Source organism: Acinetobacter variabilis, from assembly GCF_000369625.1.
Lineage (GTDB): Bacteria > Pseudomonadota > Gammaproteobacteria > Pseudomonadales > Moraxellaceae > Acinetobacter > Acinetobacter variabilis.
On the sequence record NZ_KB850116.1, the window covers coordinates 73,406 to 85,544 of the forward strand.

Annotated in this window: 9 protein-coding genes and 1 pseudogene; 4 read left to right on the top strand and 6 right to left on the bottom strand. The window is 36.9% G+C overall.

Annotation, left to right across the window (positions count from 1 at the left end; genetic code table 11):
• The first annotated feature begins 3 nt into the window (after nt 1–3).
• A complete protein-coding gene (locus F897_RS15825) occupies nt 4–3,204 on the top strand; it encodes a site-specific integrase (protein WP_002046149.1) in 3,201 nt (1,066 codons plus the stop codon).
• Nucleotides 3,205–3,516: 312 nt separating this feature from the next.
• Here the strand turns inward: F897_RS15825 and F897_RS15830 are convergent, their stop codons facing one another.
• The 6 genes and pseudogenes from F897_RS15830 to F897_RS15855 form a co-directional block, all read right to left on the bottom strand.
• Nucleotides 3,517–3,735, bottom strand: coding sequence for a hypothetical protein (locus F897_RS15830; protein ID WP_000550047.1), 219 nt, complete (start codon nt 3,733–3,735; stop codon nt 3,517–3,519).
• 4 nt (nt 3,736–3,739) lie between these two features.
• On the bottom strand, nt 3,740–5,035 hold the full coding sequence (locus F897_RS15835) for a Y-family DNA polymerase (protein WP_001190352.1): 1,296 nt from the start codon (nt 5,033–5,035) through the stop codon (nt 3,740–3,742).
• 14 nt (nt 5,036–5,049) lie between these two features.
• Nucleotides 5,050–5,676, bottom strand: coding sequence for a LexA family protein (locus F897_RS15840; protein WP_000038643.1), 627 nt, complete (start codon nt 5,674–5,676; stop codon nt 5,050–5,052).
• 111 nt (nt 5,677–5,787) lie between these two features.
• Nucleotides 5,788–6,429 (bottom strand): annotated as a pseudogene (locus F897_RS15845) (SOS response-associated peptidase).
• Nucleotides 6,430–6,675: 246 nt separating this feature from the next.
• The gene (locus F897_RS15850) at nt 6,676–7,782 is read right to left on the bottom strand and encodes an ImmA/IrrE family metallo-endopeptidase (protein WP_000482094.1); all 1,107 of its coding nucleotides are present in this window, start codon (nt 7,780–7,782) and stop codon (nt 6,676–6,678) included.
• Nucleotides 7,783–7,794: 12 nt separating this feature from the next.
• Nucleotides 7,795–8,505 carry a hypothetical protein gene (locus F897_RS15855; protein WP_001052588.1) on the bottom strand — a complete coding sequence of 237 codons (711 nt, stop codon included), beginning with the start codon at nt 8,503–8,505 and terminating at the stop codon, nt 7,795–7,797.
• Nucleotides 8,506–9,362: 857 nt separating this feature from the next.
• Between F897_RS15855 and F897_RS15860 the strand changes: the two genes are divergently transcribed.
• The 3 genes from F897_RS15860 to F897_RS15870 all read left to right on the top strand — a co-directional run bounded on the left by F897_RS15860 (nt 9,363) and on the right by F897_RS15870 (nt 11,924).
• Nucleotides 9,363–10,076 carry a phosphoribosyltransferase gene (locus tag F897_RS15860; protein ID WP_001986287.1) on the top strand — a complete coding sequence of 238 codons (714 nt, stop codon included), beginning with the start codon at nt 9,363–9,365 and terminating at the stop codon, nt 10,074–10,076.
• A 393-nt stretch (nt 10,077–10,469) separates the two neighbouring features.
• On the top strand, nt 10,470–11,669 hold the full coding sequence (locus F897_RS15865; RefSeq protein WP_000059658.1) for a tyrosine-type recombinase/integrase: 1,200 nt from the start codon (nt 10,470–10,472) through the stop codon (nt 11,667–11,669).
• Nucleotides 11,670–11,702: 33 nt separating this feature from the next.
• Complete coding sequence (locus F897_RS15870; protein WP_001986288.1) at nt 11,703–11,924, top strand: hypothetical protein; 222 nt, start codon at nt 11,703–11,705, stop codon at nt 11,922–11,924.
• The last annotated feature ends 215 nt before the right edge of the window (nt 11,925–12,139 follow it).

Consider the following 12,139-nt stretch of genomic DNA (forward strand, 5'->3'; position numbering starts at 1 on the left):
TGTATGCAAAAAATCAAAGAACTAATAAAACCACAACTAGATGATCTATTTGTTGATATTCATAAAATGGTGAAAAAGTCGCTAGATAGACAGCCTTCTCCACCTGAAGTATTGACGAAAGAAATGCAGCAAAAACTTGATCAGCAGATCGCTGAAAAATGGCATGACATTAAAGATAGTGTTGATTGTTTGAGTCAAAAGTTGAGCCGAGACGAACAATCAAAACTGATGCAATTTACTGAAGATGAATTTAATAAAAGAAGGAAGCAATTCAACCAGAATGTAGATAAAAAATCATACAGAATTAAGCTAAATCCACATACTAAACGGATCGTACTGCCTAGAAAAATTGAGAGTACAGAGTCACGGTTAGAACAGGGGCATCTACATATCCATGTACTTAAGGAATTAAGGCAGTATTGGCAAGATTCATTTGAATATTGGAATGAACCAAAGTACTTATGGGGAAATTTATGCTTAAGTTTTATATATATTTCAGGCTGTGCAGATGAACAGCATTTGATTGCTATTCAGAAGCAATTGCAGGAGGCCATTGAGCTTGGTACAGATCTGAATTGTTTTCGGTTATACCATTCGGACTACAAAAAAATCACTAATCCATTGTTACTACATTATCGTGTTGAAAACTCTCAATATGGCAACGATGTAGAACAGGGAAAGTTGTACCAATGGAAACATGTTTTTTTTAACCCATATGCGCAGTTCATTTTGCAATATTTAAAAAAGTTGAAAGCTACTCAGAAAGAATTTTGTCTGCAACATTCAGTTGAAGATTGTATTTTAGAAAGCTTGAGTAAGATAGGCAGGAAAAAAAGTCTTGGGGATCTGCAATATCAAATTAAACGCCGTGGATTTCGTGCATTTAATGATGTGCAAATGGTACTCGAATTTAATCCAAACCTCAGCATAGATATATTTTTGAGTAATGTGCTTCAGCAAGAGATTAATACTGTTGCTTTAAGGCCATCCGAATTTAGATTGCTGTGGAATAATGATTACAATCAAGTCACAGAACCAGATAATCGCCCTATTCATTTTGAACAAGAGCAGTTACTTCCTGAAGTTCCGACTGTTCAAAGCAAATTACAAACGATTCCGTATGAGTTGATGTTGTTTGGTCAAAAGAAACGTAAAGGTCAAAAAGTTGAGCGTTTAGATAAAAAGAGGAATAAAGAAGAACGCACGCTACGTTTTTGGCAAGAAACTAGAAGGGTGTTAGAGGAGAAGATAGTTGATGCTAATACGGAGGAAAAGTCTTTAATTGATGCTCAACTACGCTTAATTCACTGGTTAATGCATTTAAAAAAACGAGGGCTTCAATTATCAACTATTGAAAGCTACTTAGGATCGTTTGGCAAAGAATTTATATTTGAGATTTGGCTCAATAAATTAGATTTAAAGCAACAATCCATAGATGACTATGAGGATTTATATCGGCAGCTATTGAAATACAGCAGTGAACGTGATGAAAAAGCAGTTCAACGAGATTCGGTGAAAGGAAAAACCTCTCGTAAGATGCACCAAAGCGCAGAATACCGTTTTGGTCGCCTAAAAGATTTTCATCAATTCTGTATAGAGAATTATGATGCTCCAGGGGTATTGGTGTTACAGAATTCAAGTTTTAAGCATTTACAAATTTGCAATGCACGGCTAGTGAGTCCTTTGCTATTTGGCAAATTATTGGAAAAACTAGAAAATTTAAGTCAAGAGCCAACGGCATCAGAGTGGGTCGATCATCTGAGTTGTTTAAAGCTGATGTATTTACTAAGTTATAGAACTGGACTTCGATTAAATGAAGTTCGTTGTCTTAAAATACAAGATATTATTTGCCCAGAGCTACTTTATAAAGAAAAAGAAAATACAGTTTTTAATAATATCACGCTTCATATCCAAGACAATTCATATCGCCGTCTGAAAACGCGAAGTGCGAATCGTCAAATACCATTGAAAATTGCATTGTCAGAACATGAGTTTTTAGTAGTACAACGTTACATACAACATCGTTATGAGCAATATTTGGTTAATCAGCAGGATGATCTACTTTTTAGTGTGAATCATCGTGTATTAACTGATCAATGTATCAGCAAAATTACAGTAGATTTGTTTAGTCAAATATTAGGTATGCATCATGGCTTTAGTTTTCATACATTACGCCACAGTGCTGCTAACTATCTAGCAATAACTTTGCTCGGTTCAAAAGAAATGATCAAGACCTACACAGATTGTCCTTGGGTAAAAGCAAAAAAGATGAGGGATTTATTGTTTGGTATGAAAGCACGTGCTCAAGAAGAGATTATTCAACATAAATGGCAGGTGCTCGCCTCTTGGATGGGGCATAGCAGTATTGAGCAAACGGCTTCAAATTACCTTCATGTTTTGGATTTATTAGCAGTCGATCGAATTTATAATTCGCCGTGTATCATTTCAAAAAAAGTATTAGAACAGTGTTTTAGTCCAGTGAAGTCAAGTACAGACTACATAAACCTAAATCGTTATACTCAGCAGCAGAAATGGTTTAATTCTTATCAGCAAACACAGCCAGTTACGATGGCTGGCCGACAAGAAAAGAAGTTTAGTATAGAGAAGAGTACTCTGACACCTTTTCAACGTTTGATAAGTTTTAGAGAAGGTCGTTTAAGCGAAGATACCCAAGCTCAAGAATGGATGCAACGATGTCAATGGATGAGCACTAAATGGATGGATCGCCAAAAATTTAATTTAAAAACGAATTATGTTTATAGTAAGAATTTAGAAGAGAGTTGGTTTGATGAACTTTACGAAAAGGCTAAAAAACTGACTCGTCCAGATGAAATAATTCCTCTCCTTGATTTTCATTATAAAGATGATAGGCAGCAAGATGCACTGAAAGAAAAGAACATGGTTAAGGCGCTTAAAATATTATTATTATTTGGAAAACTGCGTAAGAATTTTCTACATTTTCAATGCCGAATGAAAGGTGATGAGCAACAAATTGTTAATTTTATTACTGGTATAGAGCCAATGTTAGGAGATCATCTGTATTTAGAAAAACAAAACTACCCAGTTAATTTGGATGCTCCTGAGCGAACCGTTAAATTTAGTTTTCAAAGAGTTGTCGGCTCTAACAAAAAAAATGTTACTCCGCTGGTTATATTTAATTTAATGTTAAAAATGATGCAAAAAGATGAACTCTGGATCAAATAGCCTAAGCATGTTAAAGGGGAATTGTTTAGAAATTTCCCTGTTTATAAGTAAACTGCCTTTATGAAAAGCACCATGCTGACTTGGATTAATAAGCGGAATGTAGTATCACAGTTTGATCGCTGGATTTACGAAAATGGTGTGAAGATTAGCGGTATGGTAAATCGATGAGCTAAAGTGTTGTAGTCCAAACTCGATCTGACAATTACCCATTTTTTAGTGTGCCCGTCAGGTTAAATTTGAACTGAATTTTTCTCAGCCCAAATTCATTTCCAATCAAGTTATGTTTCAAGTGGCGTGCGAACACTGCACAATTTAATTCACGGTGCCTAAGACAGGTATCAACTTCGGACCAGCCATTCTAGCTTTGCTAATGATTTCCACCAGCTCATCATAAGTCAGTTCAAACTTATCCTCACTATCAAATACATAGACCATATTCTTGCCTTCATGTTCAGGTGGAGTAGGTGGTACAAATCGTTTCGGGATAAGAATTTGTGCGAGTTGTTCGTCAGTTAATTTAAATAAGTGCATGTTTTTATCCTACTCTTGGTAAGTCAGACCATTTGGTTAAATACGAAGGTGATCTAAGGTTTTGATTCATGTGCCATGTGGCTTCTTTATTGTTGGCAATGCCTAGCGTGACGAGATTCTTCCCAAACCGTTCACTGATGGCTTCGATGGCATCTGAAAGCCTTTCTCGCTCTTGCTTATGTGAATAGTCCGTGAATAGATCGGGCACAAACTTGGATTGATCTGTAATTTCGAGCAGCACGATTCCCGCCTTTTTATACTTAAAGCCTTTCTTAAATATCTGATCGATGCCTTTCATCGCGGCCTTGGTGATGAGCAGTAGATCATCCGTATGCTCATGCATTTGAACGACGATGTAAGGCGAGTAGCGCTCTGTCTTATCAAAGCGACTGGTTTGGATATACACGCCGATCATCTTGCAGATTGAGCCATCTTCCCGCATTCGTTTCACGGCTCTGGCCACATAAAGCCGAACCGAAGCTTTAATGTCATCCATTTCATACACTGGGTTGCCATATGAACGGCTGCTGATGATTTGCTTCTTCGCTACAGTATCATCACTAAGGTCAATACAAGAAAGGCCCTGTAGCTCAAGCACCGTCTTTTCCATCACGATACTAAACTGCTTTTTGATTTCTTTAGGATTGGCATTGATCAGATCCAGCACAGATTGAACACCCATAGTATTGAGCTTCTTACAGTTCTGTCTGCCTACGCCCCAAACCTCAGACACATCAACCTGCGCGAGTAGCGTTTCTGTAGAGCATGGGTCCATATGGGCCAGATTACAGACCCCATTGAAGAACTTGTTTTTCTTGGCGAGATGATTGGCAATCTTGGCTTCGGTTTTAGAGCGACCAATTCCAATACAGCAGGGTAGGCCTAACCAACGCCAAGCCTTAGCCCTCATGTCTTGAGCATATACAGTCAGGTCAAATAGATGCTCGTAAGCTGTGAGCTTCAGAAAGCATTCATCAATGGAATAGACCTCTTGATCTCCTGGTGCAACATAGTCCCCAAGCAGCTCCATAAAGCGCTTGGACATTTCGCCATATAAGGAGAAATTACTGGATAGCACCTGAATGTTATGTTGTTTGATCAGCTCTTTAATTTGGAATACAGGAACACCCATCTTGATGCCTAAGTCTTTCGCTTCCTGGCTTCTGGCCACGGCACAGCCGTCATTGTTGCTGAGCACAATGGTTGGGCGATCATTCAAGGCAGGATTAAACACACGCTCACACGAGACGTAGCAATTATTCACGTCGACTAACGCGAATATTTCATTTTCACTTTGCATGGTTATTCTTCTTTTTATGAGCGGTGATAAATACGCTTTAAATTAAAAGTCACCACACCCCAGATTGATATGGTCTGACTATCATCAGGAATGATGTGATTGTAATTCGAATTTTCAGCCTTCAACCAAAGTTCTGGAAGCGGATAATCTTCATCTCCAAATATTTCTTTGATTTCAGACTTGGACATCTTATTGGTGATCATCAGCCGCTTAATGGTCGAGGCATTGTCATCAATCAGGGCAACCACGATATCGTAATGCTTGGCTTCAATACTGCGATCAATAATGATTGGATCATTAATCTCTAGGCCAGCATCGAGCATGGATTCACTGTCTACATAGGCAATAAAAGTAGAAATAGGGTTGTGAATCAGGAACTCATTCAGATCGAGTGCTTTGTCTTGCTCATCCTTGGTGCTGAAGGCCGGACCTGCAGAAATACGCTCTAAAGAGACGGGAATAGATACTTTGGATTTGGGTAGGACAGCAGTAAGCCCTAATTTTTCAACAAGCTCATTTTGAACAGCGATTTGTTCAAGCACGGTGTTGATGGTAGGACTTGGTTTACCCTCTGGACCCATGAGCTCTTGTAAAGATGACCATGCGTCGTCAGAGAAGTAAATAGGCAACTTCTTAGACATGAGATACTCCTACGCTACGAGGCGTGTTTGGAAGTAGAATTTGTTTAAATAGGATATTACTAACAGCGTTTAAAATTCAAATTTAAAAAGTTGTGGATAAACAAGGATGTGTCAGAATAAGACGTTTTGTTTCTGCTCATCGCGTGGAAATGTGACGAATTCATCGGGCATTTGAAAGAAATATTCATGCGCATGTTCATGATCGGCTGTTAGCCAGTCTTTTCTGTACTGTTCTGGAATAACGATGATGGATCGCTTCTCATCCTTCGGTGCATGGAATTTTTTCATAAAAGGGTGATGGTCCGAATTGATGGTCAACATTGAAAAGGAACGTACCTTATTGCCATTAATCACTGCATCATCATAGATCCCTGCAACAGTAAAAGGCTGATCATCTTTACGCTTGATGGTGTATCAGTGTGGCTTGCCATTGATGTATTTCGGCTCATAAAATTCTTGTACTGGGACTAGGCAGAACTTGCTGTACTTCCAAGCATGTCGAAAGCTAGGCTTATCTGCTACAGACTCAGTTCTGGCGTTATAAGTATGACTGCTGAACTTCAATTCTTTCGCCCAGCTCGGTAGTAATCCAAACTTTGCAATATCAAGCTCTAAGTGATCTGAGCCGTTCAGAATGATTGGAGCATGATAGGAAGGGAATACATGATCCTTAAGCTCAAGATCAAACTGGCTTGTATCGACACCTAAGAGTGTCAAATTTCTTTTATTTGGAAATAGGTAATTTGAGCACATAGCCTGATCACATAACTAAAGAATTTATCTGAAATTGTATACGATGCTTTATGGAACACATGGGATTTATGGTGTCAGTTCAAGTAGGCTATATGAAAAAAGTCATGATGGGGCAAGTTACATTTTCAGTTAAAGTATGACTTATGGGATGCAAAACTACGTTGGGCGTGAAGTCATAAAAAAATTAATCAGGATTTTGCATAAATAGTGCGCCGTAAGGCGCATTATTTTTAAGGAAGGTTTGTATTACTCGACAATATATAACTTATGTTTTTTCTTCGGGGGCTCAACTTTAGCTAAAGCATCAAATGTTAATTGATTAAAATCTTCTTCAGAGATTCCAATTTCATCAAGCATTTTATTTTTATCAAAAGATGGTTGTGAGGCTAAAACAGAGATAATTTTGGGCAACATCAAACTCTCATCTCGATGAGTTTCTTCAGGTTCATTAATGTTGTAGCCCAACGAATTGATCTTTATAGAGTTACTACGATTAACCCAATCACTAACTAATCCCAGCTTGTGAGCTTTATAGTTAATAGCCTTCAGGGATGTTCGCCAAATCTTTTTATACTCAATCATATTTTCTAGTGAAAAATAGCGTGGAGCAGTAGAAAGAAATGCATCTGTTGGCATTAAAAATTCAGATGAAAATTGATCCGCTTCAGTTTCGAGAACACGATTATCTTTCTCGACACGAATTTTTTTGTTATGCGTATGCATAACGATATGACCAAGTTCGTGTGCACAATCGAAGCGGGCTCTTTCGGCAGACTTAAATGTATTTAGAAATATGAAAGGGCTACCACTTTCATCATCAAAAAAAGATAGTGCATCAATTTCTCGAATTTCAGTCGGTAATCTAAAGACACGGATTCCCTTTAGCTCACACAACGAAACAATGTTATTAATAGGTTGATTACCTAAAGCCCATAAACCTCTCAACTCTGACGCTAGGTGATCGGCATACTTAGATTCACCCAAAAACTCAGTAATATCTAAATCAGGACGGTGAAAAGTAGGTAACTTTACTTTCTGATTTAAGTACTTGTTAATATTTATTGCTAAAAGAGTATATGCCTCATTAGCTTTTCTATGCTGTGCTTTAATACGAGCAACCGATCTATAGAAGATTTGGTCTGTTTCATGTGGTTGTGTGTCATTACCTGCAAAGAATGACTTGGGTAAATTTAATACACGGCATATATCATCTTGATCATTTTCATTGATTTCTTTATCCACGTCTAAAAGTTGCTTTACCTTAGAGATAGAGCAACTCAATTTTTCTGCGAAATCGGTATTGCTAAGTCCTCGTAATTCTTTAGCAATACGTAAACGATCTTTATTAAACACATTAACCTCAGATTAAACTACAAGCTGAATATCAAAATCATCTGGTTTAATTTCATTAGATGGTTCCAATACTGGCTTAGGATCAGTTTTTACAGGAACTGTATTATCTATTTCAAATGCAATTCTGCAAGTATGGTCACTTGGTAAAATTGAAATTTTTTTCGCTTTTAAGTCCTGTACGAAGCTAGTTGGGTATGCAAATTCAAAAGGAATATTTGGGATATCAATGTCTTTATAGGCTGGATGTGATGCTGAAGGAAAGTATAAAATCCATGTTCTCAATTTTGTCTCATCATCATAAGCAGACTGATTCTCCTTAATATTATTTAATGTCATTAATCCTTTTTCACAGTGTGCTGATACAACTTGATCAGCTAACCCCAATGCAATATTCCCGCTCATAAAGATAATTTGTATTTTCTTTACTGTATTCTCAATTCTTGGCTGGCTGTCATTGTGGAATATCCAAGCAGGATCAGATTGTCGAAGCAGTAAAGCAATCTGTTCTCCAATTTTCCCCCATCGTGCAATAAAGCGTGCACGGTTATAGTGAGTATTTGTTCTATAGTCAGCATCACCGATCATAATAGCGTTTCTGACTAACTCGAGATCAGGTAATCCTAACTGTTTAGCTTTTTTGATAGCATTTTCACCTTTGAAAAAATCACATGGCGTGGGTTCAGAAGGTTGGATTGATTCTTCATCAAGGAGGTTTAAATTCATCTTAAAAGTTATCCTAAAGTAGCGAATGTCTTTTTTATAACATCTTTTGATGTTTTAAAAAAGACATTTTTATAAATGTGTGCTATCTTCACTTACAACTTGATAATAAGAATTTTGAAGAAGAGACGTTGAGTAACTTATTCATTAATCATAAAAATTGTCCTGAATGCGGTGGCCGTATCAAAGGCTATTATTACTACTGTGGGCAGTGTGGTAGTCAAAATGTTGTAAACTGGAAGCACACGGGGATATTTTTGTTGATTGCTGGAAAGATTTTTCTGGTTGCTATGCTTTTTTTGCTAAAAAATTTTGTTCAAATCCATTTTTTTCACAAGCTTCATTGTGCTAATTTTTTAAATAATTCATAGAGGTTGATAGTAAAATGAAAGTTAAAGATTTAATTAAATAATTAGAAGAGTTTGATCTGGAATTAGATGTTTTAATTGCTAATGAAGAGAACAAAATCATTGGCATAAAAACCCTAGCCCGATTCTTTGAAATAAGCTATGTTTCTTTTGTTCATCCAGAGACACAAAGAAATGATATGGAAAGAAATGTTGAATTTACCTTTTTAGGAATGTCGACTAAAGACTCTAGAGTTATTGTTTTTATTGACGATGTTCCATAATTTTCAAGTAGTCAAAATGAGTATACAATATTCATGTGATGCAAGAAGATACAACTGGATAGGATGGGCCCATAAGTATTTGAAGCTGCCTCGTGTATGATCATGGGGACTGTCCAAACAAACGGCTTTTGAGAGTGCTGCCTGATACGAAAAATAATATCCAAGAGATGCTAGCGGTAAATTTAGTGTAAAATTTAATGCTAGCCATCATTAAAACTTATTTAAAAATATGAAGTTATATCGCACAGATTGGAATATGTTTCCTAAAACGGTTATTGACCGTGGTCTTGGAGATGCAACCTCTCATTACATGTATGAAGCTGCTAAAGCAGGGGATGTTGAAAGTGCGTATATTTTAGCTAAAGATTTAGTTTCGGATGAGGCGATTGCTGAACTAGAAAGAATTATCGATGGTCGGGAAACTATTATAGTACCTGTACATGCTGAGGAAGCAGTCGGTCGTAATATGATTCCTTTAGCTACTTCAGCAGTTATAGCAAAGAAACTTGGGCTTGAAGTTGATACGAATATAGTTCAAGCTATAAAAGTATCAAGAACTGGCGGTGATGGGTGGCATAGATTAGCCAACCCACCAGCATTTGATGGGACAATAAACAATGATAAATGTGTTATTATTGTTGATGATACCCAGACCCAAGGTGGTACTTTTGCAGCATTAAAAGGTCATATTGAAACAACTGGGACGAATAAAGTTATTGGAGCATATGCACTGACGGGTAAACAATACTCATCACAATTAGCTCTAAGTAAAGAAACTCTTCAGCAATTGAGGGATGTATATGGTAATCTTGAAGCATGGTGGAAATCGATTTACGGGTACGATTTCGAAAGGCTCACAGAGTGGGAAGCAAAGTATATCCTCAACTCTCGTAAAACAGCTGACGAAGTCCGAGATAGAATCATTGCGTCAAAACAAACGTGATGCTTATGCACTTATGATGAAAATGAATTAATTATTATTTAATTAAGTTAAAAGACTGCTATATAGCGGTCTTTTTTGTTTTTGAGCTCTACAAATTTTAATGAGTACATATAGTTACTTTTATAAAAATGATAATAAAGGGTAGAGGAGGTCATCTAAGAATTTAAAGCACAAGACTTATTTAACATTGATGACAGAAAAAGTGAGTTGTTGGGAACTTAAAGAAGAGGTGGTACTTATAATGGTTACTAAAATACAAATACTTAAAATATTAAATATATAAAACAATATATTACAAATATATATGATGCGTAGTGTACGCATCATATATATTTTCTTCTATTTTGATATAATGGATCTCGTCAATCCGCTGATAGGTTTCATTTAAATTTCATGAGTCTTACTGAAATTAAAGTTCGCCAAGCTCATTGCAAGGAAAAAACTTGTTTTTTATCCGATGAAGATGGACTTAGCCTGAAGATTGAGCCGACTGGAAGAAAATCTTGGTGCTATCGCTATACAGATCCACAAACAAAAAAACGTCGCCGCATTCAGTTGGGGCTTTATCCTGATTTATCGCTGAAAAAGGCACGACAAGTCAAAGATGACTTTAAAGACAATAATTATTGTTTTGAGCATGATACTGTCTCTAATGTCATCACCTTTCGTAAGGTAGGGGAGGAGTGGCTGCAGTTCAAACTGAAAAATGCATTTAATGATTCACCCCGCTGCGGTGTACTACAGTTAGCAGAAAGATGTTTACAGCAAGATATTTATCCAGACCTTCAGGATTTACCTTTTCAAAACATCAAGCGTTATGACCTGGTTTCAGTAATCAAAAAAATAGAGGGACGCCAAGTAAAAGAACCTGTCAAGAAAGCTTGTAGTTATTTGAACCAAATTTATGACTACGCTGTAGCGATGGGTTATTGTGAATTCAACATCGCGCATGGTTTAAATAAAATCGCCATTAACAGTAAAATCAAGAAGAATTATCCGTATTTGAAAGCGGAGGATATATCAGATTTTAAGAAAAATTTATTAAAATTGGATGCCCATCCGATTATTAAAAAAGCACTGCTGTTCAAATTACATACTGGCGTGCGAGGGGCTGAATTGTTATTGGCTGAGCCTCATCATTTTGATTTAAATGAAAAAATCTGGAAAATACCTGCCTTGCATATTAAACAGTTTCGACGAAAAGTCATATTAGGCCATGAGATTCCCGACTTCTTAGTTCCACTTTCAGATCAGGCTTTAGATATTTTAAAAGACGTCATGCAATGGTCATACGGTGAAAAGTACATTTTTGCTAGCCCACGGAAACATAATCAACCGATTCATTTTAATACATTAAATATGGCTATACGTAAGATGGGCTATGGAAAACATCAATTATCCTCTCATGGACTACGTTCCACTTTTAGTACCATTTTGAATGACTCAGGTTTGTTCCAGGATAACTGGATTGAGGCACAACTTTCACATATTGATAAGAACCGTACCCGTGCCAGCTATAATCACGCTGACTATTTAGCCCAGCGGACTGAAATGATGCAGTGGTGGGGTGATTATTTAAGTACTGCTAAGTGAAAATCGTACTTTTATACATAGACTTAAAACATTATGGGGTTTCAAATGGATAGTAAACAATATACTTGCCGTGTTACATGGTCAGCAGAATATAATGAGTATGTTGGGTTGTGTGCTGAGTTTCCATCATTGTCTTGGCTTGATGCGGATCAGTCTAAAGCATTCTCAGGAATAGAGGAGCTCGTTGCTGATGTTGTCGCTGATATGATTAGCAATAATGAAAAAGTTCCTACACCACTCTCCGGGAAAATATAGTAGGCAGTTTGTTGTCCTTGTTCTCAGTGGTTCAACAAAAACTAGCCCTCGAAGCCGCAGAACGTGGCGTGGACATAAATTGTTTAGTATCAGTAAAAAGAGCGATGTAATTTTAGTACGAGTGAGTGATAGAGCAGGAACCTATGCTTCATATATTCAGTAAATGGTATGTTTTTGAATTAATAGGTATTTTTAAATAAAGCTTTCTTTGATTT

Bases quoted from the DNA above. Each gene is read 5' to 3' on its own strand.
- F897_RS15855 (WP_001052588.1), bottom strand. From the start codon at position 8,505: ATGAATTTAAACCTCCTTGATGAAGAATCAATCCAACCTTCTGAACCC.
- F897_RS15825 (WP_002046149.1), top strand. From the start codon at position 4: ATGCAAAAAATCAAAGAACTAATAAAACCACAACTAGATGATCTATTT.
- F897_RS15835 (WP_001190352.1), bottom strand. From the start codon at position 5,035: ATGCAAAGTGAAAATGAAATATTCGCGTTAGTCGACGTGAATAATTGC.
- F897_RS15865 (WP_000059658.1), top strand. From the start codon at position 10,470: ATGAGTCTTACTGAAATTAAAGTTCGCCAAGCTCATTGCAAGGAAAAA.
- F897_RS15830 (WP_000550047.1), bottom strand. From the start codon at position 3,735: ATGCACTTATTTAAATTAACTGACGAACAACTCGCACAAATTCTTATC.
- F897_RS15860 (WP_001986287.1), top strand. From the start codon at position 9,363: ATGAAGTTATATCGCACAGATTGGAATATGTTTCCTAAAACGGTTATT.
- F897_RS15840 (WP_000038643.1), bottom strand. From the start codon at position 5,676: ATGTCTAAGAAGTTGCCTATTTACTTCTCTGACGACGCATGGTCATCT.
- F897_RS15870 (WP_001986288.1), top strand. From the start codon at position 11,703: ATGGGGTTTCAAATGGATAGTAAACAATATACTTGCCGTGTTACATGG.